Origin of the sequence: Paenibacillus sp. FSL R5-0810 (genome assembly GCF_038002285.1) — a bacterium.
Lineage (GTDB): Bacteria > Bacillota > Bacilli > Paenibacillales > Paenibacillaceae > Paenibacillus_AQ > Paenibacillus_AQ lactis.
In genome coordinates this window covers 4,172,129-4,192,154 of record NZ_JBBOCF010000001.1, presented here as the reverse complement: position 1 = coordinate 4,192,154, position 20,026 = coordinate 4,172,129, and the positions used below count along the sequence as shown (strand labels likewise).

17 protein-coding genes and 1 riboswitch are annotated in these 20,026 nt (G+C 56.0%); all 17 genes read left to right on the top strand.

What is annotated here, in order from left to right:
• Nucleotides 1-24 precede the first annotated feature (24 nt).
• Nucleotides 25-849, top strand: a complete 825-nt coding sequence (locus MKX76_RS18660; protein WP_341034412.1) for an MBL fold metallo-hydrolase — start codon at nucleotides 25-27, stop codon at nucleotides 847-849.
• Between the two features lie 262 nt (nucleotides 850-1,111).
• A complete protein-coding gene (locus tag MKX76_RS18655) occupies nucleotides 1,112-3,250 on the top strand; it encodes a DNA topoisomerase III (RefSeq protein ID WP_341034410.1) in 2,139 nt (712 codons plus the stop codon).
• 102 nt (nucleotides 3,251-3,352) lie between these two features.
• Nucleotides 3,353-3,490: a hypothetical protein gene (locus MKX76_RS18650; RefSeq protein ID WP_007132738.1), complete on the top strand. Its 138-nt coding sequence runs from the start codon at nucleotides 3,353-3,355 to the stop codon at nucleotides 3,488-3,490.
• 343 nt (nucleotides 3,491-3,833) lie between these two features.
• Nucleotides 3,834-4,097 (top strand): DUF1294 domain-containing protein, encoded by a 264-nt coding sequence (locus MKX76_RS18645; RefSeq protein ID WP_007132736.1) that lies wholly within the window; start codon nucleotides 3,834-3,836, stop codon nucleotides 4,095-4,097.
• A 134-nt stretch (nucleotides 4,098-4,231) separates the two neighbouring features.
• Nucleotides 4,232-4,666: a universal stress protein gene (locus MKX76_RS18640; RefSeq protein WP_007132735.1), complete on the top strand. Its 435-nt coding sequence runs from the start codon at nucleotides 4,232-4,234 to the stop codon at nucleotides 4,664-4,666.
• A 362-nt stretch (nucleotides 4,667-5,028) separates the two neighbouring features.
• A riboswitch (purine riboswitch) is annotated at nucleotides 5,029-5,130 on the top strand.
• A gap of 297 nt (nucleotides 5,131-5,427) precedes the next feature.
• Entirely contained in the window at nucleotides 5,428-5,913 is a 486-nt protein-coding gene (gene purE / locus MKX76_RS18635) for a 5-(carboxyamino)imidazole ribonucleotide mutase (RefSeq protein ID WP_007132734.1), read from the top strand.
• Nucleotides 5,910-7,097: a 5-(carboxyamino)imidazole ribonucleotide synthase gene (gene purK / locus MKX76_RS18630; RefSeq protein WP_341034408.1), complete on the top strand. Its 1,188-nt coding sequence runs from the start codon at nucleotides 5,910-5,912 to the stop codon at nucleotides 7,095-7,097. Before purE ends, purK begins: the two co-directional genes overlap by 4 nt.
• Before the next feature lie 3 nt (nucleotides 7,098-7,100).
• Nucleotides 7,101-8,396: an adenylosuccinate lyase gene (gene purB, locus MKX76_RS18625; RefSeq protein WP_213617212.1), complete on the top strand. Its 1,296-nt coding sequence runs from the start codon at nucleotides 7,101-7,103 to the stop codon at nucleotides 8,394-8,396.
• Between the two features lie 258 nt (nucleotides 8,397-8,654).
• A complete protein-coding gene (locus MKX76_RS18620; RefSeq protein ID WP_144869532.1) occupies nucleotides 8,655-9,545 on the top strand; it encodes a phosphoribosylaminoimidazolesuccinocarboxamide synthase in 891 nt (296 codons plus the stop codon).
• Between the two features lie 50 nt (nucleotides 9,546-9,595).
• Nucleotides 9,596-9,841 (top strand): phosphoribosylformylglycinamidine synthase subunit PurS, encoded by a 246-nt coding sequence (gene purS, locus MKX76_RS18615; protein ID WP_007132730.1) that lies wholly within the window; start codon nucleotides 9,596-9,598, stop codon nucleotides 9,839-9,841.
• Nucleotides 9,842-9,845: 4 nt separating this feature from the next.
• On the top strand, nucleotides 9,846-10,535 hold the full coding sequence (purQ, locus tag MKX76_RS18610) for a phosphoribosylformylglycinamidine synthase subunit PurQ (RefSeq protein ID WP_341034407.1): 690 nt from the start codon (nucleotides 9,846-9,848) through the stop codon (nucleotides 10,533-10,535).
• On the top strand, nucleotides 10,513-12,756 hold the full coding sequence (gene purL, locus MKX76_RS18605) for a phosphoribosylformylglycinamidine synthase subunit PurL (RefSeq protein ID WP_007132728.1): 2,244 nt from the start codon (nucleotides 10,513-10,515) through the stop codon (nucleotides 12,754-12,756). The genes purQ and purL overlap by 23 nt, the downstream gene beginning before the upstream one ends.
• The gene (gene purF, locus MKX76_RS18600) at nucleotides 12,741-14,219 is read left to right on the top strand and encodes an amidophosphoribosyltransferase (protein WP_007132727.1); all 1,479 of its coding nucleotides are present in this window, start codon (nucleotides 12,741-12,743) and stop codon (nucleotides 14,217-14,219) included. Before purL ends, purF begins: the two co-directional genes overlap by 16 nt.
• Nucleotides 14,220-14,687: 468 nt before the next feature.
• Nucleotides 14,688-15,728, top strand: coding sequence for a phosphoribosylformylglycinamidine cyclo-ligase (gene purM / locus MKX76_RS18595; RefSeq protein WP_341034405.1), 1,041 nt, complete (start codon nucleotides 14,688-14,690; stop codon nucleotides 15,726-15,728).
• Nucleotides 15,728-16,360, top strand: coding sequence for a phosphoribosylglycinamide formyltransferase (purN, locus tag MKX76_RS18590; protein WP_007132725.1), 633 nt, complete (start codon nucleotides 15,728-15,730; stop codon nucleotides 16,358-16,360). The genes purM and purN overlap by 1 nt, the downstream gene beginning before the upstream one ends.
• 624 nt (nucleotides 16,361-16,984) lie before the next feature.
• Nucleotides 16,985-18,532 (top strand): bifunctional phosphoribosylaminoimidazolecarboxamide formyltransferase/IMP cyclohydrolase, encoded by a 1,548-nt coding sequence (gene purH / locus MKX76_RS18585; protein ID WP_007132724.1) that lies wholly within the window; start codon nucleotides 16,985-16,987, stop codon nucleotides 18,530-18,532.
• 200 nt (nucleotides 18,533-18,732) lie between these two features.
• Complete coding sequence (gene purD, locus MKX76_RS18580) at nucleotides 18,733-20,001, top strand: phosphoribosylamine--glycine ligase (RefSeq protein WP_341034404.1); 1,269 nt, start codon at nucleotides 18,733-18,735, stop codon at nucleotides 19,999-20,001.
• Nucleotides 20,002-20,026: the final 25 nt, after the last annotated feature.

Here is a 20,026-nt window from a genome sequence, read left to right as displayed (position 1 = left end):
CGGAAAAAAGGAGGCGTTAGAAGCATGAACGAACACAGCATGCTGAATACAGGAGCGGTGGATACCGAAGAGGTGCTGCCCGATCTTATCAATCTTCGCACGATGATCGTCAATCTTCAGATGGTCGGTTCGCCCGGCTCGGGCGACTGGGTGCTGGTGGATACCGGCATCGGTAATTTTGAAGGCTCGATTGCCGAGGCGGCGGAGAAGCGGTTTGGGCGGCCGCCTGTAAGTATCGTGCTAACGCATGGCCATTTCGATCATGTCGGCAATGTGAAGGAGCTGGCGGACCGCTGGAGTGTGCCCGTTTATGCCCATGAAATAGAGCTGCCGTATTTGACGGGGCGCGAAGACTATCCTCCCGGCGATCCAAGCGTGGGCGGCGGCTTGATGGCACGGTTAGCGCCGATGTATCCGAACCGGGCGATCGATCTCGGCTCGCGGATCCACCCGCTGCCGATGGACGGCACGGTGCCAGGCTTGCCGGAATGGCGCTGGATTCCGACGCCGGGGCACAGCCCGGGGCATATCTCGCTGTTCCGCGAACGGGACCGCACGCTGATCGCGGGGGACGCGATCATTACGGTCCGGCAGGAATCGGCGCTGGCGGTGATCAGCCAGGAGAAGGAGCTTCACGGACCGCCGATGTATTTTACCCCGGATTGGGATGCGGCAAGGGAATCGGTGCGCCGGCTGGAAGCGCTGAATCCTGCGCTTGCGGTGACGGGGCATGGGGTGCCGATGTCGGGAGATGAACTGTCGGTATCGCTGAAGCGCCTGGCCCGGGATTTTGACGAGCTGGCTGTGCCGGAGCAAGGGCGTTACGTGGAAGAGGATAAGAAGCAATAGAGGAACCGATAGGACGAAAAATTCTCCTAACCTAACTCTTCATGAGGTTAATCGTTAACGGGCTGGTGTAATACGGCTAGCCTTGGATGTTATCAGAGCTTGTCCTTGCGATGCAGGATATGAGGAGTATGGGGTGCGAAGTATCGGATATGTGTAAGAGGCCGTTTTGCTGCCGCCTTAAGGTGGAGCCAAAGCGCGCCTCTTTTTTTGTGGAAAATACGGGGAGGAGGTTATAATAGGGATACAGAGGAAGGGGAGAGCTATGAAAGTATTGGTATTGGCGGAGAAGCCGTCCGTGGCCAAGGAAATTGCCCGGGTGATGGGCAGCCGCGAGAAGCATAAGAGCTATTTTGAAGGACCGAAATACGTCGTTACCTGGGCGCTCGGGCATTTGATCGGCCTGGCGGAGCCGGAGGACTATGATAAGAAATATCAGACCTGGGCGCTGGAGGATTTGCCGATTCTGCCGGATTCCATGCGGCTTAAAGTGCTCAGAGAGACCAGCCATCAATACAAGAACGTGCAGCATCTGATGAAACGCCAGGATATCGGCGAGCTGATCATTGCGACGGATGCCGCCCGCGAGGGCGAGCTGCTGGCGCGCTGGATTCTGAAAATGGCGAAGTGGAACAAGCCCTTCAAGCGGCTGTGGATATCATCCCAGACGGATAAGGCGATCAAGGAAGGCTTTGCTTCCCTGAAGCCGGGCCAGCAGTTCGACCGCCTGTACGAGTCGGCGCGGTGCCGGGCGGAGGCGGATTGGATGGTCGGGCTGAACGTGACGCGGGCGCTGACCACGAAATTTAATGCCCAGCTCTCGGCGGGCCGGGTTCAGACGCCGACGCTTGGCATGATTATGGACCGGGAGAAGGAAATCATAAACTTCCGCTCCCAGGAATATGAGACGCTGCAGGTCGATCTCGGCAGCTTCGAGGCTTCCTGGCGGGCAGCCGGGGGAGACGGCCGTCTGTTCGAGAAGGATCGCGCAGCGAAGCTCAAGCAGAAGCTGGAGGGCGCCTCGGGGAAGATTGTCAGCGTAAAAAAGAGCGAGAAGAACGAGCCGCATCCGCTAGCGTACGATTTGACCGAGCTGCAGCGGGATGCGAACCGCCGGTTCGGCTTCTCGGCCAAGCAGACGTCGAACGTCCTGCAGCGGCTGTACGAGCAGCATAAGCTCGTGACCTATCCGCGTACGGACAGCCGTTATTTGACCTCCGACATGGTCGGAACGCTGAAGGAGCGGCTGTCGAGCATCGCGGTGGGGCCCTATGCGGCGCTGGCCCGTCCGCTGCTCCGCAAGAGCCTGTCGCCGGGCAAGCGGGTCGTAGACGACAGCAAGGTAACGGATCACCATGCGATTATCCCGACGGAGCAGACGGTGCTTCTGAACCAGCTCACGGCGGATGAGCGTAAGCTGTACGACCTTATCGTCCGCCGCTTCATCAGCCTGTTCTATCCGCCGGCACGGTACGATCAAGTCGCCGTCACCGTTCAGATCGAAGGCGAGACGTTTCATGCGAAAGGGACGACGGTCAAAGACAGCGGGTGGCGCGAGGTGTACGGCGGCGATTATGACGATGACGCTGATGGCGAGGATGACGACGCACAAGGTTCGGCTCCGGGAGGCAAGCTGCTGCCCGAGCTGAAGGAAGGCCAGCCGGTGAAGGTTGCCCGCTGCATCCTGAAGCCGGGACGCACCCAGCCGCCGAAGCGCTATACGGAGGCGGCGCTCCTGTCGCAGATGGAGAAGCACGGCCTCGGCACGCCGGCGACGCGGGCGGACATCATCGAGAAGCTGGTCAGCTCGGATACGATCGAGCGCCAGGGCTCGTCCCTGCATCCGACCGGGAAGGGCAAGCAGCTCATCGAGCTGGTGGCGCCGGAGCTGCGGACGCCGGAGCTGACCGCCCGCTGGGAAGCCGAGCTGGAGCGGATCGCGAAGGGGCAGGGCAAGCCCGAGCCGTTCCTGCGGGGCATCCGGGATATGACGAAGAAGCTGGTAACCGAGGTCAAGGGAAGCGATGTGGAATACAAGCCGCATAACGTCTCGAACAGCCACTGCCCGGACTGCGGCACGCGTCTGCTCGAGAAGAAGACGAAGCGCGGCAAGCTGCTTGTCTGCCCGAGCGAGGACTGCGGCTACAAGCGCTCCGGCGAGAAGCGGCTGTCGAACCGGCGCTGCCCGCAGTGCCATAAGAAGATGGAGCTGAAGGAAGGCAAGGCCGGCATGTACGTCCAGTGCCTTGGCTGCGGCATTACCGAAACGCTCAAAAAGGACGCGAAGCATGTGAACAAGCGCGAGGAACGGAAGCTGCTCCAGCAATACAGCAAGCCGGAGTCGATCGGTTCGAACCTCGGCGAGCTGCTGAAGGCTGCGCTTGAGCAGAAGGGCAAGGAATAGGTACGGAGCGCAAGGCACGGCAAAACGCATTTCGTTAATCTTTCCTCCTGTCCGCATAACCTCCAGGACAATAGCCCATTCTACGGACAGGAGGTGAAGGGCATGCCGAACCATAAAGCAAGAAAAACGGAGAACCAGCAAAACAAGGCAAGCATTCTCGAAGAGAGCAAAACCTTGAAGCCGAAGAAGGCTGCGGACTATGTTCCGAGCTTGAATGAAATTCCGAAGGGCGAATCGTAAGCTTGGGGACGGAACAGACCCTTTAATCATTCTTTTTTGCCGTCTTATAAGAAGGGCATCGGCGAGTCATCGGCCGGCGTTCGATCTTATGGGCGGCTTCTTACGCTTTTCGTCTGCATATCCCGCCAAGGAATTATGCGATCGCTGCGACGGCATGGATCTTCAACATATGCGACCATGTCAAAACGTCACACACGCTATCCCTCACTCACCAAGGAGGGGAGTTTTTCGGTGTACTTCTATATCATGCAGATTTATAATATGGTGAGAACGTTAGTATATAGGCCGGGGTCGTGCGTAAAAGACCGATTGAACCGGCTGGTCATGGGGGGCGGGAGCATTCGTGAGAACCGCGCTGATTGTATGGTTTATATTCATTAATGCGGTTGCCTATCTGGTGATGTCCGAGGACAAGCGGCGTGCCAGGCTGGGACGGGACCGCGTTCCGGAACGGACGCTGTTTCTGCTGGCTGCGGTCGGCGGCGCTTTAGGCGCATGGATAGCGATGTATCGGAAGCGTCATAAAACAAGGCATTTATCGTTCAAGATCGGCATACCGCTGCTGTTGTTTTTGAACGCGGTGCTGTACGGGTATTTCTGGAGGTAATCTTAGTCGGTTCCTACATACGAGATTACACTTAAAGCAAGTTAGACGGCTCGGTTCAAACAGAGGCATTATGGGTAAATAAATAATATTACAGTAGGTCTTCAGTCTTATCACATAGGAAAGAGGTGGCCTGTATGCTGTTTACGAACATTCTACTGGCTTACGACGGCTCCAAAGCGGCAAATAAAGCACTCGGACGCGCGGTCGAGCTGACCCAGGCGAATCCGGACGCTACGCTGCATGTGGTTCATGCTTATGATTTTCCGCGTTTTTTTGTCGGGGAAGGACTTGCTCCGATTCCGGCTTCACTGAATAAAGACGTTTACGATATTGCGGTGCAGACGACAGAAGAAATCAAGGAGCGCATCGAGCATTCGGGTGTGAACGGCCAGGTCAACATGATACAGGGAGCCCCTGCCGAAGTGATTCTGGAATATGCCAAACAGAACGACATCGATCTTATCGTGATCGGCAGCCGCGGCTTAGGCGGCATTCGCGAGTTCGTGCTCGGGAGCGTAAGCCACAATGTTGTCCAGCATGCAACCATCCCGGTGCTTGTTGTGAAATAGAGGCTGGTTCAATCAAATGTGAGACATACAACAATAGAGGCACTCTGGCAGATCATGGATCTTGCGAGAGTGCCTTTTTCATTTGAGATGCGAAGTGTTGTTATGTGGGCGTTCCTCCCGATGGCTTGTCGTCGGTATGCATGGTTCAATCCCCGCGCAGGGATTCTGTTTACATGTTAACGCAGCCATGATGATATGTTTGGTTAAATACGAACATTATATTTTCAATATTTGAGAATGTTCGGGTTTAGGTTGACATGAGGTGTCAGAGATTGATAAACTGAGGATGTTGAGGTTCAAAAGAACTTATTTAGTGTGATTAATGATTGAGCAAGATTAATGAAATTGTGGGTTTTACAAAAATTCTAGAATTAAATATTTCTCGTATAAAGCCGGGGATATGGCCCGGAAGTCTCTACCCGGAAACCGTAAATTTTCGGACTACGAGGGAGTACACACGGTGCGGCAGGATGAGCGGGCCAGGGCTTCAAAGCTTGATGACCGCTTCTTGGGCGGGTCAGCTTGATCGTTAAGCTCGTTTTCCCACCATGTCTTTTTTGACATCGGGCGGCAGCGTCGTATTCCTTGATTGTCCGAGACCTGCACAGCTTTGTGTTTACGGGATCGGACTTTTTTCATCTGTATCGAATGCGCGTGACTGGCTTCCCGCAAAGATTTCCGAGGAAACAGCGGTTAGCGCCGGAGGCTTTGCAGGGAATTTCAATGTTACCGAGATTAATCATGAGAAAGCGGGGGTACTCATGGCAGCACAAGTTGGAGTCATTATGGGCAGCAAGTCGGATTGGGCGACGATGTCCGAGGCATGCAAGGTGTTAGATGAATTGGAAATTCCGTATGAGAAAAAGGTCGTATCCGCGCATCGCACGCCGGACCTGATGTTCCGGTACGCCGAAGAGGCGGAGGGCCGGGGAATTCGCGTCATTATCGCCGGCGCCGGCGGCGCGGCGCATCTTCCGGGAATGGTGGCCTCGAAGACGGTGCTGCCGGTCATCGGCGTGCCGGTGCAATCCAAATCGCTGAACGGACTGGATTCGCTCCTGTCGATCGTGCAGATGCCTGGTGGCATTCCCGTCGCTACCGTCGCGATCGGTACGGCGGGTGCCGTCAACGCAGGGCTGCTCGCCGCGCAAATATTGGGCGCTTCGGATGCGGATATCCGTGCCAGAGTGCAGGCACGCCGGGATCGGATTCGCGACGAAGTACTGGAAAGCGGCGATAGCCTATGACGGATCGTCAGACATTGCAGCAGACGGCTGCCGGGAGACGGCTTCTGCCGGGCTCGGTGATCGGCGTCCTCGGCGGCGGCCAGCTGGGCCGCATGATGGCGCTGGACGGAGTCAAAATGGGGTATTCGTTCGTCACCCTCGACCCGACTCCAAATTCGCCGCTCGGACAGATTTCCGAGCAGATTACGGCAGGCTATGACGATGTGGAAGCCGCACGCAAACTAGCGGAGCAGGCGGATGTCATTACGTACGAATTCGAGAATGTGGATGCGGGCGTGGCCAAGCTGCTGGAGGAGCAGTCTTACGTGCCCCAGGGCAGCAAGCTTCTGTATACGACGCAGCATCGGCTGCGCGAGAAGGCGGCGATTGAAGCGGCAGGCGTGCCGGTCGCCCCGTATCGTGAGATCAACAGTTTGGAAGATTTACAATCCGCAGCAGCCGAGCTTGGACTTCCATGCGTGCTAAAGACGGCTACCGGAGGTTATGATGGTAAGGGGCAAGCCGTTCTTCGCAGCGAGGAGCAATTGCAGCCGGCGTACGAGACGCTGGCGGCCGGCGGGGCCGAGCTTGTGCTGGAGAAGTTCGTGAAGTTCGCCTGCGAGATTTCCGTTATCGCGGCGCGCACGCCAAGCGGCAGCGTCAAGAGCTTCCCGCCGGCGGAGAACGTGCATGTCAACAATATACTGCATCTATCCATCGTCCCTGCGAGAGTGCCAAGCGATATTCAGCTCAGGGCCCGCCAGCTTGCCGAACGCGTGGCAGAGGGCTTGAACGCGGTAGGGCTCCTGGCCGTGGAGATGTTCGTGACGGAGGAAGGGGAGCTGTACGTGAACGAGCTTGCGCCCCGTCCGCACAACTCCGGCCACTATACGATGGAGGCCTCTGCAACGTCGCAATTCGAGCAGCATGTCAGAGCGATCTGCGATCTGCCGCTAGGTGATACGACATTGCTGAGCCCTGTGGTCATGGTGAACGTGCTGGGTCAGCATTTGGAAGCAGCGGTGCAGCGCTTCGGCGAACATGACGAGCTCGCCGAGTCGCTTGGCGTCGTGCCGAAGCTTCATCTGTACGGCAAGAGCGAGGCAAAGGCCAATCGCAAGATGGGACACATCAACCTGTTATGCGGGGATGTCAGGGACGCCTTGGAGTGGGTAGAGAAAACTAATATTTGGAGGCAGGATTAAACGATGATTGAACGTTACAGCAGACCGGAAATGCGGGCGATCTGGACCGAGGAGAACAAATTCAGAGCATGGCTGGAGGTGGAGCTTTGCGCATGCGAGGCTTGGGCCGAGCTCGGAGTAATCCCGAAGGAAGATACGGTGAAGCTTCGCCAGAATGCATCCTTTGATATCGAACGGATCTATGAAATCGAGCAGGAAACGCGGCATGACGTGATCGCCTTTACCCGCGCCGTATCGGAGACTCTTGGCGACGAGCGGAAATGGGTTCATTACGGGCTGACCTCCACGGACGTGGTGGATACCGCGATGGGTTATCTGCTGAAGCAGGCAAATGAAATTCTGGAGCAGGACATTCTTCGGTTTATCGGTATTTTGAAGGAGAAAGCGATTGCCTACAAATACACGCCGATGATGGGCAGAACGCATGGCGTTCATGCGGAGCCGACTACGTTCGGTCTGAAAATGGCGCTATGGCACGAGGAAATGATCCGCAACCTGGAGCGCTTCCGCCATGCCGCCGATAACGTGCAGTACGGCAAAATTTCCGGCGCGGTCGGCACCTATGCCAATATCGACCCGTACGTTGAGGAATTCGTCTGCCGCAAGCTGGGCACGAAGCCTGCGCCGATCTCCACGCAGACGCTGCAGCGTGACCGTCATGCGGAATATATGGCGACGCTGGCGCTGATCGCGACATCGCTTGAGAAGTTTGCAACCGAAGTGCGCGCGCTGCAGAAGAGCGAGGTGCGTGAGGTGGAGGAAGCTTTTGCAAAAGGGCAAAAGGGCTCCTCGGCTATGCCGCATAAGCGCAACCCGATCGGCTCGGAGAACATCTCCGGTCTGGCCCGCGTGATTCGGGGCCACATGGTATCCGCTTACGAGAATGTGTCGCTGTGGCATGAGCGGGATATTTCCCACTCCTCCGTGGAACGCATCATCCTGCCGGACGCCACGATGCTGCTGAACTATATGCTGAACCGTTTTGGCAACATCGTGAAGAACCTGACGGTCTTTCCTGAGAACATGAAGCGCAATATGGCCCGTACGTACGGCGTGCCATTCTCCGGCCGCCTTCTGACGAAGCTGATTGACAAGGGCTTCAGCCGCGAGCAGGCCTACGATACCGTACAGCCACGCGCCATGCAGGCATGGGAGGAGCAGCGTCAATTCCGCGAAATCGTGGAGGCGACTCCGGCGATTACGGAAGTGCTCAGCCCCGAGGAAATCGAGGATGCCTTTAATCCGAGCTGGCATCTGAAGCATGTCGATACGATTTTTGCCAAGCTCGGCCTGGAATAGTTTAAGGCGCGGATTTATCCGCTTTTTACAATAAGCATGGAGAAGATCGATTTCTGCAAATCAGAATGATTTAGAAGTGCAGCAGTCTCCTGAATAAAAGCCTTCCTAACGGAATGCTGGCATTGCAAGCATAGGCCGTCCCGGATTTCAACGAGCAATTGCGGGAATCCGGGGACTGTGCCCCGAAGCGCTGGAATCGAATTTTGCAAGATCGTGTAATAAACAGGCAGACAAACTGTAGTCTAATGGGAGGAACCTATGACATTACCGGCATTATCGACCGCGGCCCACCTGATCAACGCACCGCTGCTTTATAAGGGCAAGGTCCGTGAGCTTTATGATTTGGGTGAGCATGTACTCATCGTAGTAACCGACCGCATTTCCGCTTTTGACTATGTCCTGGAGCCGCCCGTACCGGCTAAGGGAACCGTGCTGAATAAGCTGAGCGCCTTCTGGTTTGAACAGACGAAGGACCTGATCGCCAACCATATGGTGCATACCGACGTGAACCGGCTCGGGGATGCCGTGAAGGACAAAACACTGCTGGACGGACGGATCATGGTATGCCGCAAGGCTGAGCGCATCGATATTGAATGTGTTGTCCGGGGATATATTACCGGCGGTGGCTGGCGGCAATATCAGTCCACGGGCGAGGTTAACGGCATTAAGCTGCCGGAGGGCCTGCGCAAGAACGAAGCGTTTCCGGAGCCGATCTTCACGCCGGCTGCCAAGAACGATGTCGGTCACGACGAAGACATCTCGCTCGGCCGGATGAAGGAGCTTGTGGGTGAGGAGCTGGCTCTGCAGCTGCAGGACAAAAGCTTGATGCTCTACACATTCGCCCGCGACTACTGCCGGAAGCACGGCATCATTCTTGCCGATTGCAAGTTCGAGTTCGGATTGATCGACGGCGAGATCGTCCTGATCGACGAAATTTTCACGCCGGATTCCTCCCGTTTCTGGGATGAAGCGAACTATGCGCTGGACATTGAGATCGACAGCATGGACAAGGAGCCTGTACGCACGTACCTCGCTTCTTCCGATTGGGACAAGAACAGCGAGCCGGATCCGCTTCCGCTGCATGTGGTGGAGGAGACGACACGCCGTTATACCGATATTTACCGCCGGCTGACGGCAGCAAGCTTGTAATACGAGCAGTCCTTTATACCATTTATTATTTCGAGGAGGAGCAGGAGAACATGTTGAAAGCTAAGGTCTACGTCACGATTAAACAGAGCGTTTTGGATCCGCAAGGGGTCGCGGTGCAGGGGGCGCTTCATTCGATCGGCTACAAGGAAGTGGAGAGCCTGCGGATCGGTAAGTATATGGAGCTTGAGCTGAATACGGATAACCGTGAAGAGGCTGAGCAGCGCGTCAAGGAAATGTGCGAGAAGCTTCTGGCGAATACGGTGGTCGAGAACTACCGTTATGAATTGGAGGGCTAAAACCATGAGATTTGCAGTGCTGGTCTTTCCTGGCTCCAATTGTGATATTGACTGTTACAAAGCGGTGGAAGAGACAATCGGGCAGCCGGTGGATTATGTATGGCATACGGCAACGGATTTATCCGCGTACGATTGCATCTTGGTGCCCGGCGGGTTCTCCTATGGGGATTACCTGCGGTGTGGTGCGATTTCCCGGTTCGCCCCGGTTATGAACGAGGTGGCGAAGGCGGCAGAAGAGGGCAAATATATTCTTGGCATCTGCAACGGATTTCAGATTTTAACGGAGGCGGGGCTCCTTCCGGGGGCGCTGCGCCGCAACGAAACGATGAAATTCCGCTGCCATGACAGTGTCCTGAAAGTGGTCAACAACTCAACGCCGTTCACGCGCGAGTATGCGGAAGGTCAGGAGATCGTCATTCCGATCGCGCACGGCGAGGGCAACTATTACTGTGATGAAGAAACGCTGAAAAGACTTCGGGACAACCGGCAAATCGTATTTACGTATCAAGATAATCCGAACGGCTCCGTCGCGGACATCGCAGGCATCTGCAACGAACGCGGCAACGTGATCGGCATGATGCCGCATCCGGAGCGGGCGGTAAGCAGCCTGCTCGGTTCGGAGGACGGCAAGGCAATGTTCACATCCATATTACAGGCATGGAGGGATACTCATGGCGCAGCAAACGTCCGTTAAGGAACCGACGGCAGAACAGATTGCAGAGCATCAGATTTACAAGCAGATGGGAGTTTCGGACAGCGAGTACGAGCTGATCTGTTCCTTCATGGGACGCAAGCCAAACTATACCGAGATCGGCGTGTTCAGCGTCATGTGGTCCGAGCACTGCGCATACAAAAACTCCAAGCCGCTGCTGCGCCGCTTCCCGACCAGCGGACCACGCGTCCTGATGGGGCCGGGCGAAGGCGCGGGCATCGTCGATATCGGCGACAACCAGGCGGTTGTATTCAAAATCGAAAGCCATAACCACCCTTCGGCCGTTGAGCCATACCAAGGCGCTGCTACTGGCGTGGGCGGCATTATCCGCGATATTTTCTCCATGGGTGCAAGACCTGTTGCTATCCTGAACTCCCTTCGCTTCGGCAAGCTGGAGAGCGATCGCGTGAAGTACTTGTTTGAGCATGTTGTATCCGGGATTGCCGGCTACGGCAACTGCATCGGAATTCCGACGGTCGGAGGCGAGGTTGTCTTCGACGAGAGCTATGAAGGCAATCCGCTGGTCAACGCGATGTGCGTCGGCATTATCGATCATGACAAAATCCAGCGCGGTGTAGCTAAAGGGGTCGGCAATCCGGTCTTCTACGTCGGACCGCCGACCGGACGCGACGGCATTCACGGGGCAACGTTCGCTTCCGTCGAATTGACGGAGGAGTCCGAAGCGAACCGCACGGCCGTTCAGGTTGGCGATCCGTTCATGGAGAAGCTCGTCATGGAAGCCTGCCTTGAGCTGATCGACTCCGGCATCGTGCTCGGCATTCAAGATATGGGCGCGGCAGGCCTGACCTGCTCCAGCGCGGAAATGGCAAGCAAAGCGGGTAACGGGCTTGAGCTGTATCTGGATCAAGTTCCGCAGCGCGAGGAAGGCATGACGCCTTACGAAATGATGCTGTCGGAATCGCAGGAGCGGATGCTGTTCGTTGTCGAGCCTCAGCATGAAGCGCAGGCGCGTGAAATTTTTGAACGCTGGGGCGTGATTTGCGCCAAGGTCGGAAAGGTGACCGATGACGGCCGTCTGAAGCTGTTCCACCACGGCGAAGTCGTCGGCGACATGCCGGTTACGGCTCTCGTCGACGAGTGCCCTGTATATAATAAACCGTCCGAGGTGCCTGCTTATTACAAAGAGCAAGCCTCGGTCGACACGCTCCGATATGACGAAGTGAAGGATCTGGGAGGAGCGCTGAAGCAAGTGCTCGGCTCGCCAAGCCTTGCAAGCAAAGCATGGGTGTATAACCAATACGATTATATGGTCCGTACCAGCACCGCCGTTCGTCCGGGCTCGGATGCGGCCGTCGTGACCGTTCACGGCACGCGCAAGGCGCTGGCGATGACAACAGACTGCAACGGACGTTATGTATATCTTGACCCAGAGCTCGGCGGCAAGATCGCCGTCAGCGAAGCGGCGCGCAATATCGTATGCTCCGGCGCCGAGCCGCTGGCGATCACGGACAACTTGAACTTCGGAAGTCCGGAGAAGCCGGATATTTTCTGGCAGATGGAGAAGGCCGTGGACGGCATGGCGGAAGCCTGCCGCGAGCTGGGGACGCCGGTGATCGGCGGCAACGTTAGCTTGTATAACGAGAACGCCAAAGGCGCGATTTACCCGACGCCGGTTGTCGGCATGGTCGGCCTGATCCACGACACGGATCATATTACGACGCAAGGCTTCAAGAACGAAGGCGACCTGATTTATGTACTCGGCGAAACCTATGCCGAGCTTGGCGGCAGCGAGTTCCAGGCCGTGGTGCATGGCGTGTCCGAGGGACGGCCGCCGCAGCTCGATTTGGAGAAAGAAAAGAAGCTGCTTAGCGGCGTGCTGAAAGCGATCCAAGCCGGCCTCGTTCAATCGGCGCATGACGTGTCGGAAGGCGGACTTGCCGCAGCGCTTGCGGAGAGCTGCATCAGCGGCAATGTCGGCGCGACGATCGAATGGTCGACCGACCTTCGCAGCGATATCGCTCTCTTCAGCGAAAGCCAATCCCGGATCGTATTGTCCGTATCCCCGGACCATAAAAATGCGCTGGAGAACCTCCTTCAAGAGTCCGGCGTTCCATTCCACGCGCTTGGCGTTGTTGGCGGAAGCAAGCTCAGCATGAACATTAACGGTGCTTCTGCGCTGAATGAATCCGTGGAGGCTTTGAAATCCGTCTGGGAGGATGCCATTCCATGTCTCATGAACTGATACCCGAAGGATTATGGACAGGGGATTACTACAATGAGGGAACAGGTAAGAGCGATATATTCGATACACTAAAAGAAGAGTGCGGCGTATTCGGGGTGTTTGGTCATCCCGATGCCGCCTCCCTATCCTATTACGGGCTGCATGCCCTGCAGCACCGGGGAGAGGAAAGCGCAGGCATCTGCGTGGCCGACGGGGACAGTTTCAATTATCACCGCGACATGGGCCTCGTGAAGGAAGTATTCGACAAGGATAAGCTGGAATCGCTCAAGGGAAACATGTCGATCGGGCATGTACGTTATTCCACCAGCGGAGACAGCCGGATTACCAACGCACAGCCCCTTGTCTTCAAATACCGGGAAGGCAATCTGGCGATTGCCACGAACGGCAATATCGTGAATGAGCCGATGCTCCGGCGCGAATTGGAGAAGGCAGGCTCGATCTTCCAGACGACGAGCGATACCGAAGTCATTGCGCACTTGATCGCGCGTTCGCCGAAGGATTTCGTCGAAGCGGCGAAGGACGCGCTGCAGCGTCTAGTCGGCGGCTTTGCATTCCTGCTGATGACCAATGACAAGCTGCTGGTTGCCTCCGATCCAAACGGACTGCGTCCGCTGACGATGGGACGCCTCGGCGACGCGTATATTTTCACATCCGAGACGTGTGCTCTCGAAGTGATCGGCGCGGAGACGATTCGCGATGTCGCTCCGGGGGAACTGCTCATTCTTGACCGCGAAGGCTTGCGTGAGGAGCGTTATACGGCGCCGGGCCGCAAAGCGCTGTGCGCGATGGAATACATTTATTTCTCCCGCCCGGACAGCGACCTGAACGGCTCGAATCTGCATTCGGCCCGCAAGCGGATGGGAAGCCGGATGGCATTGGAGTCTTTTATCGACGCGGACGTCGTGACAGGCGTTCCCGATTCCAGCATATCGGCAGCCATCGGCTACGCCGAGCAGACCGGCATTCCTTATGAGCTGGGTCTGATCAAGAATAAATACACGGGCCGGACGTTCATCCAGCCGAGCCAGGAGCTGCGGGAGCAGGGCGTGAAGATGAAGCTTAGCGCCGTGCGCCGCGTGGTCGAAGGCAAACGGGTCGTCATGATTGACGATTCGATCGTGCGGGGAACCACCTCCCGCCGGATCGTCAACCTGCTTCGCGAAGCGGGGGCAACCGAGGTGCATGTCCGGATTACTTCGCCGCCGTTCAAAAATCCCTGCTTCTACGGCATCGACACGCCGGACCGCAGGGAGCTGATCGCTTCTTCCAAGAGCATCGAGGAAATTTGCCAGGAGATCAATGCCGACTCCTTGTCGTTCCTTAGTGTGGAGGGGCTGATCTCGGCCATCGGCGGTTACGACGAGCAGAGCTATAAAGGCGGTTTATGCCTTGCTTGCTTCGACAATGATTACCCGACACCAATTGATTTTGACGGGGAAGAGAAGATGGGCTGCAGCTGTTAAGGGTTAGCTGCTAAGTACTAAGTGCTGAGTTAAGTGCTATGAGCTAGAGTGCTGTGAGCTCAGTGCTCAGTGCTCAGTCTTGGGCCAAGTGCTATGAGCTATGAGCTATGAGCTATGAGCTAAGTGTTCAGACTGCGGTTGCTAAGGGGGGCGTCACTAGCCTTCATGGCCAACGATAACAATCCTATCTTCCTCCTGTCTTTTCTTTCTTAGTGGCGTTCTCGGGAAGCGGGACCTCATGAGCCGACTTTTCGTACAAAACCATGGAGATACCTGGTATGAGGCCCAAGATACGTCACGTCATTCCTATTGAGTATCGACGCAGGGACTTGAGACCAAGGGGAATGGCGAACAGGACTTATCTCCGTATTTGGCTGTTGTGTTGCACCGTTTAGCGGATGATTGATTAAGGCCATAAATGATTAGTGCACTGATTCTTTCTTTTAAATGAAAAGGAGTGTTAGACGCGTGTCGGATACTTACAAACAAGCAGGCGTAGATATCGCAGCAGGCAACGAAGCGGTAGAGCGGATGAAAAAGCATGTCAAAACGACATTCAGACCTGAAGTCATGACAGATCTCGGCGGTTTCGGCGCCCTGTTCAAGCTGAATAAAGAACAATATGAAGAGCCGGTACTCGTCTCGGGCACCGATGGCGTTGGCACGAAGCTGAAGCTTGCATTCGCGATGGACCAGCATGACACCATCGGAATCGATGCGGTAGCCATGTGCGTGAACGACATTGTGGTGCAAGGCGCGGAACCGCTCTTTTTTCTCGACTATTTGGCCTGCGATAAGGTGATTCCTGCCAAAATCGAATCGATCGTCAAAGGCATTGCCGATGGCTGCAACCAAGCCGGCTGCTCCCTGATCGGCGGGGAGACGGCGGAAATGCCGGGCATGTACAGCGAGGGGGAGTATGACATTGCCGGCTTCACGGTGGGCATTGTCGACAAGCCCAAAATGATTAACGGCTCGAATATCGCGGCGGGCGATACCGTGATCGGCCTGGCTTCCAGCGGGGTGCACAGCAATGGGTTCTCGCTCGTGCGGAAGCTGCTTCTGGAGGATTCCGGGTACTCGCTGCAGCAGGAGATTCCCGAACTGGGGGGACGCCTTGGCGACGTGCTGCTGGCACCGACCAAAATCTACGTCAAACCGCTGCTGGGCTTGCTGAAAGAGATCGAAGTGAAGGGCATGGCACATATTACGGGCGGCGGATTCATCGAGAACATTCCGCGTATGCTGCCGGATGGCGTCAATGTCGACATTGAGTACGGAACCTGGCCGATTCTGCCGATCTTCAAGCTGATGCAGGAGAAGGGCAGCATCTCCAATAAAGACATGTTTACGACATTCAATATGGGGATCGGCATGGTTCTTGTCGTGAACGAGAGCGATGCGGATCAAGCGCTGGCGTATCTCCGCTCGGCGGGTGAAGAGCCTTACGTGATCGGCCGCGTTACGGAAGGCGAGCGTGTCATCACCTTTACGGGGGCTAAAGTGTAATGAAGGCCAATCGGATTGCGGTATTCGCTTCCGGGAGAGGCAGTAATTTTCAGGCTTTGGTGGAGGCTCAGCGAAAGGGCTTGCTGGGAGCGGAAATCCGGCTGCTAGTCTGCGACAAGCCGGAGGCTCCCGTCGTAGAGCTGGCGAAGGCAGCGGATGTTGACGTGTTTGTTTTTCAACCGAAAGCTTATGCCTCGAAGGAAGCGTATGAGCGCGAAATTGTGACGGAGCTGGACCGCCGGGACGTGGATTTGCTCGTGCTTGCCGGATACATGCGGCTGCTCAGTCCATCGTTTGTCGAAACGTACAGCGGGCGAATCGTCAATATCCATCCGTCCCTGCTGCCGGCTTTCCCTGGCAAGGATGCCATCGGCCAGGCAATCGAGTACGGCGTGAAGATGACGGGGGTAACCGTGCATTTTGTAGACGGAGGCATGGATACCGGTCCCGTCATTGCCCAGCGGGCTGTCGAAGTACGGGAAGGCGATGACGCAGCTGCGCTGGCGGAACGGATCCATGAGGTCGAACAGAAGCTGTATTATGAAGTCGTATCGTGGTTCGCCGAGGGTCGGGTTTCGCTGAACGGGCGGCATGTGACTATAGCTGATAAAGTACAGGAAGTCGAACATTAGGTTGCGTAAAATCTAACTTAGGGCTAGTAAATCTAGTATGTTGGTATTCTGGCAGGTTCGCTGTAGGCTCGCTACAGTTTCGTGCAGGTTCGATGCCGGTGATTTGTTCCTTTAACGCGAGTGCTGACGGATATGGATGGATTATTTCCAGACGGTTTTCTTCTAAAAGAGAACAAGCTTGCACAGGCAATCGACATGTTCGATATTTCTCGGGAAATAATTTGGAATTATCGTGTATCGACAGCATCTACGGATTCAAGACAGGCCGTTTTTGCAGAACGAGGCGACAGAAAACGTTATGTTGAGTAGGACGGGCATTTCTCGGACCGCGCAGCGGGGCGAGGTAAAGAGTAGCCGCAAACAAGACCCTTTTAGGTACTTGTTGGGTCGAAAAGGAGCCAAAGTGCTGTGGACAAGACCCTTTTAGGTACTTGTTGAGCCGGAAAAGTGCCGAAGTACGGCGCACAATTCCCTTTTAAGTACTTGTTGAGCCGAAGTCGCAGTGCGGCTAGGATGCGACGGACGATCCCTTTTTCAAGGGGAAAAAGGGATTGAGCAGTGTCGAGCAAGATGGCGGATGTCGTAAGGTAAGAGTTTTTTTCATTCAAATGAGGGGGTATGGACGTGGGTATCAAAAGAGCATTGGTCAGCGTTTCGGATAAAACCGGCATCGTGGAATTTTGCCGTGAGTTGTCTTCATTGGGTGTAGAGATTATTTCGACAGGAGGAACCAAGAGTCTGCTCGCCAAAGAAGGCGTTCCTGTCATCGGCATCTCGGATGTGACGGGCTTTCCTGAAATTTTGGACGGTCGCGTGAAGACGCTCCATCCTGCGGTGCACAGCGGGTTGCTGGCGATTCGCGACAGCGAAGACCATCAGCGTCAGATGAAGGAGCTGGGCCTGGATTACATTGACCTCGTGGTCGTGAATCTGTATCCGTTCCAGGAGACGATTGCCAAGCCGGATGTCGAGTATGAGGATGCCATCGAGAATATCGACATTGGCGGGCCGACGATGCTGCGCTCGGCTGCGAAAAACCATGCATTCGTAAGCGTTGTTGTCGACGCAGCGGACTACGGCCAGGTGATCGAGGAGGTCCGTGCAGGCGGGGATACGACATTGGAAACACGCAAACGGCTTGCAGCCAAGGTGTTCCGCCACACGGCCGCTTACGACACATTAATCTCCGAATATTTGTCGAACGTAACCGGCGATCCGCTCCCTGAACGCTTCAGCGTCACTTATGAAAAAATCCAGGATCTTCGTTACGGCGAAAATCCTCATCAAAAAGCGGCATTTTATCGCAAGCCGCTGGCACCTGCCGGTACGCTTACGACAGCCGAGCAGCTGCACGGCAAGGAGCTGTCCTATAATAACATCAATGACGCGAATGCCGCGCTGCAGATCGTTAAGGAATTCGACGAGCCTGCGGTCGTTGCCGTGAAGCACATGAATCCGTGCGGCGTCGGAATTGGCGCAAATGTATTGGAAGCTTACAAAAAAGCGTACGACGCGGACCCAACCTCCATCTTCGGCGGGATCGTAGCCGCGAACCGGACGATCGATGCGCCTACGGCCGAGCTGCTTAAGGAAATTTTCCTTGAAATTATCCTGGCCCCGGATTTTACGCCGGAAGCGCTCGAAATTCTGACGAAGAAGAAAAACATCCGCCTGCTGAAAATGGGCGAGTTCGGTTCGGCGAAGGAGCGTCAAAGCACGCTCGCCGTTACGACGATTGAAGGCGGCATGATCGTTCAGGAGAGCGACGTGCATTCCCTGGATCCGGTTGACCTGAAGGTTGTGACCGACCGCGAGCCGACCGAAGCGGAGCTGAAGCAGCTGCTCTTCGGATGGAAGGTCGTAAAGCACGTGAAGTCCAACGCCATTGTACTGGCGGCAGACGATATGACCGTGGGTGTCGGCGCAGGACAAATGAACCGCGTAGGCTCGGCGCGCATTGCGGTTGAGCAGGCAGGCGAGAAAGCAAAAGGCGCTGTCCTGGCTTCGGATGCATTCTTCCCGATGGGAGATACAGTTGAATTGGCCGCGAAAGCAGGAATTACCGCCATCATTCAGCCGGGCGGCTCCATTAAGGATGAAGAGTCCATCAAGGCTGCAAACGAGCATGGCATCGCGATGGTATTCACCGGCGTAAGACACTTCAAACATTAATAACACCAGGAGCCCGGGCCCATCGCTGCTCGGGTTCTCACATCATTTGCGGGATAAACGATTTACGGAGTGAAATGATACGAACTTGTGTGGGATAACGATACCGTAGTAGATGATACGGACTCGTGCGGAGTAGACGATTTACCCAGTGAACCGATAGGGGCTTTTCCAAAATGGATAGGAATATGAGGAGGGGTAGCATGGATATTCTGGTCATCGGCGGCGGCGGCAGGGAGCATGCCATCGTATGGGCACTGGCGAAGAGCCCGAAGGCAGGCAAGATTTATTGCGCGCCCGGCAATGCAGGAATCGGCCAGTTGGCCGAATGCGTGCCGATCGCCGTTTCGGAGTTTGACAAGCTGACCGCTTTTGCGGTGGAGAAGCAGGTGGGTCTCGTCGTGGTAGGACCGGACGACCCGCTGGCGGATGGCATCGTGGATGCGTTTGACAGCACGGGCATCCCGGTATTCGGTCCGCGCAAAAACGCCGCTGAAATCGAGGGCAGCAAGACGTTCATGAAGGATCTGCTTCATAAGTACGGCATTCCGACGGCAGCTTATGCGAAATTCGACGACTACGAGGAGGCGCTGGTCTACCTGCGCCGCCAAGGGGCGCCGATTGTGGTGAAAGCCGACGGGCTCGCAGCCGGCAAAGGCGTAACCGTGGCACGGACGCTGGAAGAAGCGGAGAAGGCGCTCAGCGACATTATGCAATCCAAGGTGTTCGGGGAAGCTGGCAGCCGGGTCGTGATCGAGGAGTTTCTTGAGGGCCAGGAGATGTCGATTTTGGCTTTTGTCGACGGGGAAACCGTCAAACCGATGTCTGCCGCCCAAGATCACAAGCCGGTATATGACGGCGACCAAGGACCGAATACCGGGGGCATGGGGACCTATTCTCCGCTGCCGCATATCGATCCTTCCATCATCGAGGAAGCGGTCGAAACGATCATCAAGCCGACGGCGAAAGCGATGGTAGCCGAGGGACGTCCGTTCCGCGGCGTATTGTTTGCCGGCTTGATGATTACGCCGGACGGCAAGCCGAAAACGATCGAGTTCAATGCAAGATTCGGCGATCCGGAGACCCAGGTCGTGCTGCCTCGCCTCCAAACGGATTTGCTCGAGGTGTTCCTTGCAACCGTGAACGGAAAGCTTGCGGATCTGGAGCTCGAATGGAGCAAAGACGCAGCGGTATGCGTCATCCTGGCTTCCGGCGGATATCCTGCATCCTATCCGAAAGGCATTGCAATCTCCGGCCTGGACGATGAGCAGGAAGGGACGATTGTATTTCACGCAGGAACCTCCCGCGATGCCGATGGAACCTGGAGAACGAATGGCGGGCGTGTGCTCGGCGTGGTCGGTCTTGGAGCGGATATCGCTGCCGCTCGGGCGAAGGCTTATGCTCGGGCGGAGTCGATTGCGTTCGAGGGGAAGCATAACCGGACGGATATCGCGCTGAAGGCGCTGGTCTAAGGTCCTTTTAAAGAATGAGGATTTT